Source organism: Bradyrhizobium sp. LTSP849 (assembly GCF_000938255.1).
In the GTDB taxonomy this organism is placed as follows: domain Bacteria; phylum Pseudomonadota; class Alphaproteobacteria; order Rhizobiales; family Xanthobacteraceae; genus Bradyrhizobium.
This window is the reverse complement of record NZ_JYMR01000055.1, coordinates 184,926-198,940: the sequence shown is the minus strand read 5'-3', so window position 1 is coordinate 198,940 and position 14,015 is coordinate 184,926. Positions and strand designations below refer to the sequence as shown.

Here is a 14,015-nt window from a genome sequence, read left to right as displayed (position 1 = left end):
GCGTCCAGTCCGAGGTGAAGTTTGAGCCCCAAAATCTGTGGTTGAGGGGCCTTAAGCCCTTCGACGGAGTGATAGTCGAGCGGAATCACCATGCTGGAGAAAGAGCCGGAGACGGAAGGCGGGTTGAAGCGCTGGCTCGAAGGCGTTGGTCTTGGCCACTACACCGATCTGTTCGCGCAGCACCGCCTCGATCTCGACGTCATGGGGGACCTGACCGAGGCTGACCTGGCTGAGCTTGGACTGCCGCTCGGCGATCGCAAGCGGCTCCAACGGGCGATGGCGGCGTTGTTTCAGGCTGAAACAGCGGAAGCGCCGGTCGCAGCGGTGCGCCCGCAAGCCCGGACGGAGGTCGGCGCCGAGCGGCGTCAGCTCACCACCATGTTCTGCGACATGGTGGACTCGACCTCGCTCTCGGCCCAGTTCGACCCGGAAGACGTGCGCGACATGATCGCGAGCTTCCGCGAGACCTGCGTCCGCGTGGTCAAGCATTATGAAGGCTTTGCCGCCCGCTTCGTCGGTGACGGCATTCTGGTCTATTTCGGTTATCCGACCGCGCATGAGGACGACGCCGAGCGCTCGGTGCGCGCCGGGCTCGAGATCGTGCGTGTGCTATCGACCGCACGCGCGATCGAGCCGCGCGGTGCGCTCAGCCACGCGCCTGCCGTCCGCATCGGGATCGCGACCGGTCTCGTCGTGGTCGGCGACCTCGTCGGCCAGGGCACCGAAGAACGCGACTCCGCGGTCGGCGAAACCGTCAATCTCGCTGCGCGCCTGCAGGCGCTGGCGCCACCCAACGGCGTCGTGATCTCCGCCTCGACGCAATCGTTGCTGAAGGGGAAGTTCGACTACCGCAATCTCGGCGCCCATGCGCTGAAGGGCATCACGGAAAAGGCCCAGGCCTGGCACGTCGTGCGCGCCTCGCGGGTCGAGACCCGTTTCGCGGCCGCCATGGGGACGCGGCTGACCCCGCTCGTCAATCGCGAGGAGGAAATCGCGCTCCTGATGGGGCGCTGGCAGCAGGTCAAGGAGGGCGCCGGCCAGGTCGTGGTCAAGTTTGGCGAGCCCGGCATCGGCAAGTCGCGCATCATCCAGGAAATCTTCGAGCGGATTGCGGGCGACCGGCACGGGCAGGTCTCATTCCAGTGCTCGCCCTATTATACGTCCACGGCGTTCTATCCCTTCGTCGAGCAACTTAAATTTTCTCTCGGCCTCGACCGCGAGGATGCCTCCGCGATGTCGCTGGGGACCCTGGAGACCGCGATCGCCGCCGCCCATGGCGACATCGAGCAGGTCACGCCGCTGTTTGCTGCGCTTCTGTCAATCCCGGCCGGAGATCGCTATCCGCCGCTCGATCTGTCGCCGCAGCAGCAGAAGGACGCAACCGTCGCGGCGTTGGTCAACCATTTCCTGGGGCTCGCGCGAGACCAGCCCTTGGTGATCGCCTTCGAGGATCTGCACTGGATCGACCCCACCTCCCGCGAGGTGATCGACCTCCTCGTCGACCGGGTGCAGAACCGGCCGATCCTTGTCGTCATCACTGCGCGCTCGGAATTCCAGCCGAGCTGGAACGCGCATTCGCACATCACGACCCTGGTGCTGAACCGGCTGAGCCGGCAGTTGCGCGCGACGCTGGTCGAGCGCGTCGCAGGACGCGAGCTTCCCAAGGAGGTCGTCGAGGAGATCATCGTCAAGACCGATGGCGTGCCGCTGTTCCTGGAGGAGCTGACCAAGACGGTTCTCGAATCCAACCTGTTGACCGAGCGGCACGGGCGCTACGTGCTGTCGGGCCCGTGGCGGCAGCTCGCCATCCCGGCGACGCTGACGGACTCGCTGATGGCGCGTCTGGACCGCATGGGGCCGTTCAAGCGGATCGCGCAGATCGGCGCCACCATCGGCCGCGAGTTCTCCTATGAGACCCTGCACGCGGTCGCCAACACGCCTCCGGAGCAGATCGAAGCGGCGCTCAATCACCTGGAGGAGGCGGGACTGATCATGCGCCGCGGCCATCCGCCGGACGCGCTCTACTCCTTCAAGCATGTGATGATCCAGAACGCTGCGCATGCGAGCCTGTTGCACAGCGAGCGGCGCAAGCTGCATGCCCGCATCGCCCAGGTGCTCTCCGAGATGTATCCGGAGAAGACCGAACGCGAGCCGGAGCTCCTCGCCCATCATCTGACCGAGTCCGGCCAGAGCGAGGGCGCGGCGAGCTTCTGGCTCAAGGCCGGCAAGCAGGCGGCCAAGAGCGGCGCCAATCTGGAGGCGATCGGCCATCTGCGCCGGGGCTTGAGCGTCGTGCAGGCCAATGCGCGCATGCAGGGCGCCGACGAGATCGAGCTCGAGCTGCGCATCGCGCTCGGCAACGCGCTGATCGCCGCCAAGGGCTATGCGGTGCAGGAGGTCGAGGAGAACTATATCCGCGCGCTCGAGCTCGGCCAGCAGCTCGACGACGACGAAAAGGCTTTTGCCGCCACACGCGGGCTCTGGGTGTGCCATTTCATCCGTGCTGATCTCACCCGTGCGCACGATCTCAGTGTCGAGCTGTTGAAGTTCGCCAAGCGTGAGCGGCTGAACGAGCGGACCCAGCCGGCGCAGCAGACCGGCTATCTGATCGAGGCTCACCGCTCGATCGCGATGACCATGCTCTATCGCGGGCGCTTTGCTGCTTCACAGCATCATCTGCACCGCTGCATCAATCTCTACAGCCCCGATCTGCACTCGGACCTGATGGAGCGGCACGGTACCGATCCCGGCGTGGTCTCGCTGTCCTATCTCGGCTATCTGCTGTGGTTCCTCGGCCGGCCCGACGCAGCGCGCCAGCACAGCGAGCAGGCAATCCTGCTTGCGGAGAAGATTCGCCATCCTTTCTCGCTCGCCTTCGCGCTGGTGTTTGGCGCCTATCTTTGCCAGCATTTGCGCGACATCGAAGGTACGCGCGACCACGCCAACCGCGCCATGATCATCGCCACCGAGCACAATTTCCTGCACTGGAAGCAACAAGCCGCGATCCTGCGCGGCTGGGCGCTGGCCCAGCTCGGCGAGGCCGATGAGGGCATCAGCCAGATGCGCTTCGGCCTCGACGAATATGAGGCGATGGATTCGTGGCTCGCCGGCTGCTGGTTCCGCTGCCTGCTCGCGGAGGCCTATGCCAAGGTCGGCATGCGCGACGCCGCGTTGCGCGCGCTGGACGGTGCGCTGGCGACCGCAAGACGGACCGGCGATCACTCCTACCTCGCCGAAGTCTATCGCCTGCAAGGCGAGATCACGCTGTCGGACGGCAATCCGGCCTCGGTGCAGGAGGCCGAGGATCTGTTTGGCCTGTCGCTGGAGACGGCGCGCAAGCAGGGGGCGTTGTCATGGGAGCTTCGCACCGCCGTCAGCCTCGCACGCCTGTCGCACGAAGCCGGCAAGCGCGAGCATGCGAGCCTCCTGCTCGTGCCGATCGTCGGTAAGTTCAACGAAGGATTCCTCACGCCGGACCTGAAGCAGGCCATGCAGCTCGTGCACGAGCTCGGTGGGGACACGCCCGTTCGTAAGCAGGCCGATCCGGTGAAATGAGCGATCTTGCCGCCGCGCGTGCGCGCTATGTCGAGCTGATCGCGAAGCGGGAACGGATTTCCTCGCCCCAGCTGCTCGCAGCCCTCGCGGCAGTTCCGCGCGAAGATTTTCTGGCGAAGGGGCCCTGGCGCATCAAGAGCGAGGCGGCGCGCAGCTATCGGCTGACGCCGGACGCCGATCCCGTTCATCTCTACGACAATGTGCTGGTCGCGATCGATGCGCGCCGCAAGCTCGACACCGGGCTGCCGAGCCTGTGGGCGCATTTCATCGACGTGCTCGACGTCAAGCCGAAGCAGCGCGTGGTCCAGATCGGTTGCGGGCTCGGCTATTTCTCGGCGGTGCTGTCGAAGATCGTCGGCCCAAAGGGCAGGGTGCTCGCGGTCGAATGCGACGAGCGGCTCGCGGCGCGCGCTGCGAACTACCTTCGCGCCTATCGCAATGTCGAGGTCATCAACGGCGACGGATGTGCGGAGGTCCGCGAACCGGCCGACGTGATCATCGTGCATGCCGGTTTCTCGCATCCGCATCCGCACTGGCTTCAGTCGCTCCGCCCGCGCGGCCGTCTTTTGGTGCCGTTGACCCAGCGGGACCGCGAAGGCGCGGTCATCAAGATTACGCGCAAGGGCAAGGGCTTCGAGGCCGAGGCGGTCCAGCAGATCCGGATCTTTCCCGGCCAGGGCCGCGGCACGACCGCTCTCGACGACCGCGTCGCCGACTGGTGGCAGCGGGCCTCCGCATTGGCGCCGTTGCGGTTTCGCGGCATTGAGCGGGGGCTGCCGTCGGACTTGTAACCCTGTTTCGCTTTACCTTGATTCGGATTGTGAGTTCCCAGCGTCTCCCGGCGGGGCTATGACTGCGGTTCGGTCGCCATTTGAGCACGCATTATGCATTCCGTTGCACTGCTGACTGCCAGCTATGCCAAGGATATCGAGCGCTTTTCGCTGCTCAGCGAGAGCATCGACACCTGGTTGACGGGATACACGCGGCATTATGTTCTCGTTAACGATGAGGATTTGCCGCTGTTCGAGCGGTTTGCTTCCGACAAGCGCGTCATCGTTCCGGCTTCGCGCTATCTGCCGAAATGGCTCTGGGCGCTGCCGCCGGCGCTTCAGTTTATCAGCAATCGCCGGGTCTGGCTGTCGCTGTTGTCCTCGCCGGTGCATGGCTGGCACATTCAGCAGATCCTGAAGATCGCCGGCGTCCTCAACGCGCCGGAGCAGCGGGTCTGCATCCTGGATTCGGACAATCTGTTCTTCCGTGAGTTCGACGTCAGCCAATATGCCGGCGCCGAGAAGACGCCGCTGTTTGTGACACGCAAGGCGATCGACGCCGACCACCCGTTGCATGGCCTATGGCTCCGCACCGTCGATCAGCTTCTCGGTATCAAGGAGCGCTCGTTCCCGGCAGACGACTATGTCGGAAACGCGCTGGTCTGGGACAAGGACACCGCGCGCGCGATGACTGACGCCATCAAGTCGGCGACGGGCTTAAGCTGGGCTCTGGCATTGTGCCGGAAGAAAAAATTCTCCGAGTATCTGCTTTACGGAAACTTCGTCGCGAACTCATCGGAACATTTGGCGAGACATCGGATCACTGAAGACAGCATTGCTGTCTCGCACTGGGAGGACACGCGCCTCGATCGCCCAGCCATCGAAGCGCTGATGAGCACCGCTTCGTCCGAGCAGGTCGCGCTCTGCATCCAGTCCTATTCGTCGACCTCGACCGACGACATTCGCGACGTGTTCCGGCTGAGCTCGCGCGACCGGCGCGGCCCGAGCCTGTCTCCCGATCACATGGGAGATGCGGCTGCATTCGAGGCGCCCAAGACGCGTTAGATCCTGGACGGCGCGCTTACACGTCTTTCGTGAACTTGGTCAGGACGTCCATGAACGGCTTTGGCTTGAACTCGCCGTCGAGCGGCAGAGGACGGTTCGGCTGCTTGTCCTTGCGGGCGAAGGTGCCGTTGATCCAGCTATAGCGGTCCGAGAGGCCCCAGGTCAGGATCGAGCGCACCGGGCCGCTGGTCGAGATCGCCGTCAGGAGATCGTCGACGCGCTTGGCGACGATGGCGTCGCGCTCCGCCGGATTACCCGTCAGCTTCTGGTCGTCGACATCGAGCTCGGTGACGTAAACTTCCAGGCCCCACGACCGCAGTTCGGTGACAAATTCCGCCAGCCCGTGCGTGTCGATCTCGAGCTCCGCGTGCAGGTGCGACTGAAGACCCACGGCGTGAAGCGGAACACCCTGGTCGAGCAGATCCATGATGAGGTTGCGGTAGGCTGCGCGCTTGGCAATGAAGGAGTCCTTGGCCGACTCGATGTCGTATTCGTTGATCGCGAGCTTGACGTAAGGATCGGCTGCGGCGGCCGTGCGGAAAGCCAGCGGAATCCAGCGATCGCCGAGATTTTGCGACCAGAACGAGTCTCGCCTGTCTTTCGGACTGCGGGGATTGTCCGGGATCGGTTCGTTGACGACGTCCCACGACGTCAGCTTGTCCTTGTAGTAGGAGACCACCGTCGAGATGTGGTCGACGAAGGCGCGTTCGATGCCCTTCGTTTCCTTGATCTGCTTGGTCCAGTCCGGAATGTCGTGATACCAGGCGAGCGCGTGGCCGCGCATGGTTAGATCGTTCTGCTGAGCGAAATCAAAGATCGCATCGGCGCGCTCGAAAGCAAAAGTGTGCGCATCCGGCCGCAGCATCGGCCATTTCAGCTCGAGCACCGGTACGACCTGCGTGCAATAGGTGCTGATGGCTTCGCCGAGCCGCGGATCGGCTTGCAGGTCCCACAGCGTGGCCGCAGCGCCAAAGCCTTGGCGGCGCTGGGCAAGCTTTGCCGCAGGGACCGCGGACGCCGATGCGCCCGCCGCAAGCGTCGCGGCGCTGCCGAGAAGAAATTCGCGTCTGTCGAGCTTGATCACGTGGCCGTAGTCCTTCCGGAACCAACGCGCCATCGTACCAAGCGGTGCCTTGCGACGCCGGGGTTTCCAGCGATTGGGTTAACTGTTCGGCCGCTGCTGCACGAGGCTTTCGGCGATCTCGTAATATCGCAGCGCCTGCTGCTCGAGTGCGAGATTGTCCATCACGTAATCGCGAGGCGAGAAGCCGTCTGCTGCGGCGCGCTCCCAGAATGCGCTCCAGCTGGACTTGAAGCTGTCGGCGTCGATGAACTTCATGCCGCAGCGCGCGTCGAAATAGGGCACCGAGGACACGCCCTCGAACGTCACTCTGTGGGGGAAATAATCCGGATCCTGCCAGGCGCCGCCGCCGTCCCAGGCGAAGACAGGAACGCCGCTGGCGAGCGCCTCCTGATAGGCGATGCCCTGGCTTTCATGCTGGCAAAGAAAGATCATGGCGCGGCAGCGCGAAAGCGCGCGCCGGTAATCGCTTTCCTCGTAGCTGCCATAGCGGAGTTCCTCGACCGAATGCCCGTTCACCGCAAGATGTGAGCGGATTTGCGCGACCAGTTCGACCGAATGGCGCTCGCGCTGCCATTGCACCTTGTCGTACAGCAGCACGTCGGTGGTTTTCTGCTCGGGCGATGACGGCCTCCACGCATCCGTGTCGATGCCGATCGGCCAGACCTCGATTTTGGGCCATCCCGGCCTGCACATGTCCGCATACCAGGTGCTCGGAACCAGAACGGTCTTGACCGGAAGGCGCTGGAACAGATCCGGGGCGTCGATCGGGTGATTGAACGCTGCGACACCGAGCAGGATCGGATTCTTCCACGTAATCCAATCGAGCACGAAAGGGCGGCCGATAATGCAGGCGAGCTCTTCCGGATGCTTTTGGATGTGGCCGTAGTCGTTGACCCGGTAGCGGATCCCAAGCCGGTCGAGGCCGGCGCACAGATTGAGAAAGACGCGATGCTGGCCGCTCATCCGGGCCTTGCCGTAGAGCAGACGCCTGAGCCACGGCCTCACATGCCGGTCGCCGGGAAACCAGCGGTCGTCTCTCTCCTCGAAGAAGAGATTGAGGACCATGCGCTCGCGTCCGTGCCTGGAACCGGCAGGCGACAGCGTGGCGAGCCGGCCGGCGTCGCCCGAAAGGTCGCTCGCAGGCGACGTCGTCCGTATACGTTCGGCAACGTCCATGTCAGTTACGTCCAGGCATTAAACAGACGGCCGGCGCCAGTCTTGAAATCATGGTTTCTTTTCGGTGATCGCGCCTTCAGGTTCAAGGAAAGGGCAAATTTAACGCTAACGCGCGAAACCGGTGGGCCTGCCCCATTCGGGGGCCGATTTGCAGACTTATGTGACTATCTTGGGGGATGCTGCGGCGCAGTCCGATCGCCAAGCCTCCGATAGTCACGCCAAGGTCCAACTGATTAACGGCCACTCGATCGCAAGGCCGCCGGTCCCGTGCACGCATGCTGAATCGCCATTTCTCGATCTACCTGGTCGCCTACATCCTGCCTGCGGCGGTGGGCTTCTTCGCGGTCACCGCCTACACGCGGCTGCTGACCCCGGCTGAGTATGGCGTCTATGTCGTCGGCATCAGCATTGCCGGCATTTTGGGCGCGATCTTCTTTGCCTGGATCAAGCTGTCGGTGTCGCGCTATCAGGCGATGTCGGCGGAGGTGGATTTTCGCGGCACGGCGATGGCCGCCTTCGCGCTGACGGTCGCCGCCATGTGCGCTGCAACGCCACTGGTCTTCCTGTTTCGCAGCGACGTCAGCATTGAATTGCTGCTCGCCAGCATGTTCGTCGCGATCATGTCGAATGCGGTCGATGTCGGACAGGAGTTCGAACGCGCCAAGCTACGCCCCTACCGGTTCGCCACAATCTCGATCGTGCGGAGCCTGGCGAGCGTCGGCTTTGGCCTGCTCGGGATCTGGCTCGGCTGGGGCGGAATGGGCTTGCTCGCGGCGTTCGGCCTGGGCTCGCTGAGCGGTATCATCCTGAATCTCGTCGGCGATCGCACGAAGATCGCGCGCTTCCAGCGCAGCCAGTTCATGCAACTGGCGCGCTATGGCCTGCCGCTGACGCTGGCCGGTCTTTCGGTCGCGCTGTACTCTACCTGCGATCGTCTCATCGTCGCCTGGCTGCTCGGCAAGGACGCCGCCGGCATCTTTGGCGTCGCCGCGGATCTGCCGCGCCAGTTCATGGTGATGATCGCCTCGAGCGTCGCCGCGGCGACCGTGCCGCTCGTGTTCCGATCGCTGTCGGAGAAGAGCGCGGATGCGACCCGCGAGCGTCTATCCGAGAGCTTCGAACTGTTGCTCGTCGTCGTGGCGCCAGTTGCCGTTTGGCTTGCGCTCGCGGCGGACCAGGTCGCCGGCACGCTCGTCGGCATCGATTTCCGCGCCGGCGTGTCGGCGCTGCTGCCGATTTTGGTGCTCGCCCGCTTCTTCGGGATCGCCAACCAGTTCTATGTGCAGATCAGTTTTCAGCTCGCCGAGCGCCCCTTCATGCTGGCGGCGCAATCGTTCCTCATCCTGGTCGTGAGCGTGGCATTGATGTTCGCGCTGGTGGCAGGCTACGGCCTCTACGGTGCGGCGCTCGCGACGCTTGCGACCGAGGCGATTGGCTTCGTCGTCGCCGTCGTTCTGATGCATCGCGCCCATCCGGTGCCGTTCGATTTCAACCGGCTTGCCGGCGTCGGCGTGTCGGCCGCAGCGATGGCGGCCGCGATCCTCATTGCACGCTCGGCGGTCGGCGGCACCGCCCTCGTGTCGTTGATCGTCGTGAGTGTTGCGGGCGGCCTTGCTTACGCCGCCGCAGCGTGGCTGCTGAATGTTGCGAACGTGCGGACGCTGTCGCTGCGCTTCCTACGGACGTTCAACCGCAAGGCGCTGGGCGTTTAGGGGCGGTTTCCGCCCTACCGAATGCCCCACGCTGAACATTTGCCGAGAACTATTGCAGCGGGGATCTCGTCCTGGTGGCAGCATCGTAGATCAGGACCTGCAACATTGGAAACCTGCCCAACAGCTCGGCGCCAGCTTCTTGCGCGGCATTTCCGTCGTCGTAATGCGCCTTGAACTGACCGTCGACCACCAGCGAGAATCCATCTGTTGGCGCCACATCAGCCCTTTGAACGATTCTCGGCTCATTCTCGTCTGCTGGCGTGATGGTCTTTTTCATTGGGTGCCTTTGTATCGTTATAGAATAGAGGTCGCTGGTTCCGAGGCCGCTATCCCCGCATCGCGTCGGGGCCGACGGCCCTTGTTGGCAACCCGACGGCGCGCTTGATGTTCCGCAATGCGCGGGAGACCGCTCGAGCCGATTCGACCCTTGCGTCCTAATGCCTCAGTCGTCGTTTCTCACGATCTCAGGCTTGTCATACAAGACCGCGTTCAGGAGCGAATTGTGAACCTCGATCTTGCCGTTGTAGCTGATGAAGCCGAGTTTGCGAAACTTGTTCATGAAAAAGCTGACACGCGAGCGGGTTGTCCCGATCATCTCAGCGAGCGTCTCCTGGCTGATCTGCACTGCGATGGGCTGAGGGACACCTTCCTTTCCAAAATTTGCCAACAGCAGCAGGAGACGCGCAAGCCGCTTCTCGCTGGAATTGAACAATTGGTCGATCAGGTCTTCCTCGATGCGGCTGTTTCGACTGAGAAGGTAGCCCATAAACAACTCGGAAAACTTCGGTTCGCTTTTGAGTGCCGCAAGCATCGCGGATTTTGCGATGGAAGTGATCACACATTGCTCCATCGCCACCGTTGTCGAAATTCGCAAGGGATGTCCGTTCAGGCAACCTTCGCCGAAGAATTGTCCGGGCTCCATGATTCCGACCACCGCTTCCTTGCCCTGCTCGGAGACGACGAGAACCTTGATCTTCCCCTGCTGGATATAGAAAACGGTATCTGCGGCGTCGCCTTGCGAAAACACCACCTGGCTCTTGTCAAATTTCAATATGGCTTTGCCCTCGCCGACCATGGCGAGAAAGATTTTTGGATCAAATGAGCTTTTCGGCGCTTTTGCCATGAAGTCGTGAAAGCCTGATGGGGAATACTCAGTTTAGCAGGCCCGGTGCTGGGTCCGTTAGCCAAATCTTGCTTCTGACCTCCGACCCGTCTGGCATCCGAACCGGCGAATTGGAGTGGCTGTTTCGACAGGCTCGCAATGCGGCGCACGTCCGCGCAGTGCCGTGCGATCGTCCGATGCCGGTCCCAATGAACCTATCGGTTGCGCGTTGTCACAGAGCAGAAGTGCTCAGGTTCGGCGAAGCAATGGTCCACACTTGGCAGCAAGCCGTGCGCTGTTCAAACGACCGGTATCTGAGCAGTTTTCGCTGTGTGACCCGCTGGAACCAACATTGCCGCGGTCGCTTGATGATGGCGACCGGATGTAATGCCCACTTACTATATCCGATGAATGGCGGCCCTGTTCGCACCCCCGTGCTGGGGCCACTTCGTCGAGCGTTCCGATTCACCTGGCCGATTTGATCGGATCGTCAGCTGGTCGTCCATAGACCTGACCGCAGTTGGAGCATTCGAAGACTCGCATATCTGGATCGCTGCAACCCAATCCGATGCGGATCAGCGTCATGCGACGTTGGCACATCGGGCAGAGTGGCCGCGGTATCGGAATCAGCGACGGTTCCGGACGAGCGTAGACCTCGGACATGTGATGCTCCTGCCCATATGGCGGGGTATGCCGTACGCGAAGCTGCTGCCGCTGGCGGCCGATCCGCTGGCTGCGACGGCGTGAGCATGCCGTGGTCCCGTGTCATCCACTGGTCAATATTGCTCATATTCCGGAAAATTGCCTGCGGTCTGGCAAATTCGCGAGTGAATGTTGGATCTTGGACTGAGCAATATTGCTCAGCAAGACATCCTCGCACGGATCAATATGGCGGTGCGTGGGGCGCGCGACCTCAGAGCCGCTGCCGAAGGCGTCCGTGCGCGAGAACCATGCCGTCTTGGGCGGGCCTGCTCGGAAGCAAACCAGATATGAGCCAAAGGCTGCCGGAAATCCGCGCATTGCCGCGATTGCTCGCCCGTTATCGCGAACCCGACAGCGCGCGCGGGGTTTTTGAGCTGGTGATCACGGCAGTGCCGTTCCTGATCATCTGGGCGCTGATCCAAAATGCTCTTGACCATGGCTATTGGGCTGGCCTGCTGCTTGAGGTGCCCGCGGCTGGCTTGCTGGTGCGCCTCTTCATGATCCAGCACGATTGCGGACACGGCTCGTTCTTTCGCAGCCGCGTTGCGAATGATTGGGTCGGCCGAGCCATCGGTGTCATGACCCTGACGCCATACGATTATTGGCGACATAACCATGCGCGCCATCATGCGAGCTCCGGCAACCTCGATCATAGGGGCCTGGGCGACATCGATACATTGACCGTGCGGGAGTTTCTTGCGCAGTCGCGCTGGCGTCGGATGCGATATCGCCTCTATCGGCATCCCATGGTGATGTTTGGCGTAGGTCCCACGTACCTGTTCGTCTTGAAGCATCGATTGCCGGTGGGGTTGATGCGTGGCGGCTGGAAGCCCTGGCTGAGTACCATGGGCACGAATACCGCCATTGCGGTTCTCGTCGTGGCGATGATCCGGCTGGTCGGCTATGGGCCATTCCTGCTTGTGCATTTGCCGATCATGGTTCTGGCGGCGTCGATCGGTGTCTGGCTGTTCTACGTCCAGCACCAGTTCGAGGACACGTACTGGTCCCATGGCAAAGACTGGAGTTTTCACGAAGCTGCACTGCATGGCAGTTCCCATTACCACTTGCCGGTCGTCTTGCGATGGTTCACGGCAAATATCGGTATCCACCACATCCATCATTTGTGCAGTCGGATTCCCTGCTATCGATTGCCGGACGTGTTGCGGGACTATCCGCAACTCGCTGGCGTCGGACGAATGACCCTGCTCCAGAGTCTGCGGTCTGTGCGACTGGTTTTGTGGGATGAAGAGCGGCTGCAGCTCGTCTCCTTTGGAGAGGCGCGGGCTCGGGTCCAAGCCCGATCTGCCGGCGGTCGCGGGCTGTCGTAGCCTCCAGCCGGCGCCAGCCCGGATGGTCGCGCGAGGCCTCTGCGTTCCGGCTGGTGTTCTATTTCTCATCACGGAAATTTCTGCGAACGGGATGGACAGTCGGCCTTACATTTTGCCGTAGCGGCGGCCGAAGCCATGCCTTGCCGAGCTTGTCAATCAAAGCTCGTTCTGCTCAGTATGGGTTTGAAATTGCGCAGCAATATGCGCATGCATCTATCGACTAAAGTCGAAATTCAGCGAGGAAACAAAATAATGCGCAAGCTCACTTTGGCCATTGCCGTGATCGCTCCGATGCTCGGTCATGCAGCGTCGGCCGAGGACACCATCAAGATCGGCTACATCGATCCGCTTTCCGGCGGCGGCGCCAGCGTCGGCGAGGGTGGTTTAAAGACATTCCAATATCTGGCCGATGAGCTCAACGCCAAGGGCGGCATTCTCGGCCACAAGATCGAGATCGTCCCGCTCGATAACAAGACCAATCCGCAAGAGAGCCTGGTGCAGGCCCAGAAGGCGATCGATGCCGGGGTCCACTACATCACGCAAGGAAATGGCTCGTCCGTCGGCGCGGCGCTCTCGGACTTCGTCACCAAGAACAACACGCGCAATCCCGGCAAGGAAGTCCTGTACTTCAACTACGCCGCCGTCGATCCGAGCTTGACCAACGAGAAGTGCAGCTACTGGCATTTCCGCTGGGATGCCAGCTCCGACATCAAGATGGAAGCGCTCACCAACTACATGAAGGACACCGCCTCCATTAAGAAGGTGTACCTGATCAACCAGGATTATTCGTTCGGCCAGTCGGTGCGAACCGACGCGCGCAAGATGCTTGGGGCCAAGCGGCCCGACATCCAGATCGTCGGCGATGAGCTGCACCCGCTGCTGAAGGTCACGGATTTCTCGCCTTATATTGCGAAGATCAAGGCGTCGGGCGCCGACAGCGTCGTCACCGGTAACTGGGGCCAGGATTTTGCGCTGCTGCTCAAGGCTGCGGCCGACGCCGGCCTGAAGGTCAATTGGTACACTTATTACGCCGGCGGCGCCGGCGGCCCGACCGCGATCAAGCAGACCGGTCTTGACCAGCAGGTCTTCCAGATCACCGAAGGCTTTGCCAACTCCGGCAACAAGGCCGCGATGGACTACGAGAAGGCGTTCCGCGCCAAGGTCAATTTGTCGCTGTGGTACCCGCGCGCGGTCAACGAGATGCGCATGTTCAAGGCGGCTGCCGAGAAGGCCAACTCGATCGACCCCGTGAAGGTGGCGGCGGCGCTCGAGGACCTGAAGTTCGAGGTGCTGGATGGCGGCACCGGCATCATGCGCAAGGACGATCACCAGTTCCTGCAGCCGATCTACATCTCCTCCTTCGGCAAGCTGACCGAGAGCGAGCCGTTCGACGAGGAGAGCACCGGTTGGGGCTGGCATCTGGTCTCCAGGATCGATACGCCGCAGGCCATGGTCTCCACGACCTGCAAGATGACGCGGCCGTAATCACGGGGTACGTCGCCTTTCCGCGACCGTCATCGG

The 14,015-nt window shown here is 62.3% G+C and carries 11 protein-coding genes; 6 read left to right on the top strand and 5 right to left on the bottom strand.

From position 1 onward, the window contains the following. Positions 1-90 precede the first annotated feature (90 nt). The 3 genes from UB31_RS36915 (at position 91) to UB31_RS36905 (ending at position 5,390) form a co-directional block, all read left to right on the top strand. On the top strand, positions 91-3,555 hold the full coding sequence (locus tag UB31_RS36915) for an ATP-binding protein (protein ID WP_045014402.1): 3,465 nt from the start codon (positions 91-93) through the stop codon (positions 3,553-3,555). Then, positions 3,552-4,346, top strand: a complete 795-nt coding sequence (locus UB31_RS36910; RefSeq protein ID WP_045014401.1) for a protein-L-isoaspartate O-methyltransferase family protein — start codon at positions 3,552-3,554, stop codon at positions 4,344-4,346. Before UB31_RS36915 ends, UB31_RS36910 begins: the two co-directional genes overlap by 4 nt. Before the next feature lie 93 nt (positions 4,347-4,439). After that, positions 4,440-5,390, top strand: a complete 951-nt coding sequence (locus UB31_RS36905; RefSeq protein WP_045014400.1) for a DUF6492 family protein — start codon at positions 4,440-4,442, stop codon at positions 5,388-5,390. Between the two features lie 16 nt (positions 5,391-5,406). On the opposite strand, the gene UB31_RS36900 is transcribed toward UB31_RS36905, so the two are convergent. Both UB31_RS36900 and UB31_RS36895 read right to left on the bottom strand, forming a co-directional pair. After that, on the bottom strand, positions 5,407-6,474 hold the full coding sequence (locus tag UB31_RS36900) for an endo-1,4-beta-xylanase (RefSeq protein ID WP_045014443.1): 1,068 nt from the start codon (positions 6,472-6,474) through the stop codon (positions 5,407-5,409). A gap of 78 nt (positions 6,475-6,552) precedes the next feature. After that, positions 6,553-7,650: a glycosyltransferase gene (locus tag UB31_RS36895; RefSeq protein ID WP_044999757.1), complete on the bottom strand. Its 1,098-nt coding sequence runs from the start codon at positions 7,648-7,650 to the stop codon at positions 6,553-6,555. A 275-nt stretch (positions 7,651-7,925) separates the two neighbouring features. Here UB31_RS36895 and UB31_RS36890 point away from each other — a divergent pair, with 275 nt between their 5' ends. Then, complete coding sequence (locus tag UB31_RS36890) at positions 7,926-9,362, top strand: lipopolysaccharide biosynthesis protein (RefSeq protein ID WP_044999756.1); 1,437 nt, start codon at positions 7,926-7,928, stop codon at positions 9,360-9,362. A 49-nt stretch (positions 9,363-9,411) separates the two neighbouring features. Here the strand turns inward: UB31_RS36890 and UB31_RS36885 are convergent, their stop codons facing one another. From UB31_RS36885 to UB31_RS41000, 3 genes are all read right to left on the bottom strand, one after another. Further along, positions 9,412-9,639 (bottom strand): hypothetical protein, encoded by a 228-nt coding sequence (locus UB31_RS36885; protein ID WP_044999755.1) that lies wholly within the window; start codon positions 9,637-9,639, stop codon positions 9,412-9,414. Between the two features lie 165 nt (positions 9,640-9,804). Further along, on the bottom strand, positions 9,805-10,485 hold the full coding sequence (locus UB31_RS36880) for a Crp/Fnr family transcriptional regulator (RefSeq protein ID WP_044999752.1): 681 nt from the start codon (positions 10,483-10,485) through the stop codon (positions 9,805-9,807). 444 nt (positions 10,486-10,929) lie between these two features. Then, positions 10,930-11,127 (bottom strand): hypothetical protein, encoded by a 198-nt coding sequence (locus UB31_RS41000; RefSeq protein WP_082078760.1) that lies wholly within the window; start codon positions 11,125-11,127, stop codon positions 10,930-10,932. Positions 11,128-11,453: 326 nt separating this feature from the next. Here UB31_RS41000 and UB31_RS36870 point away from each other — a divergent pair, with 326 nt between their 5' ends. Both UB31_RS36870 and UB31_RS36865 read left to right on the top strand, forming a co-directional pair. Further along, positions 11,454-12,494: a fatty acid desaturase gene (locus UB31_RS36870; RefSeq protein ID WP_044999751.1), complete on the top strand. Its 1,041-nt coding sequence runs from the start codon at positions 11,454-11,456 to the stop codon at positions 12,492-12,494. Between the two features lie 252 nt (positions 12,495-12,746). Further along, complete coding sequence (locus UB31_RS36865) at positions 12,747-13,979, top strand: branched-chain amino acid ABC transporter substrate-binding protein (RefSeq protein WP_044999748.1); 1,233 nt, start codon at positions 12,747-12,749, stop codon at positions 13,977-13,979. Positions 13,980-14,015 lie beyond the last annotated feature (36 nt).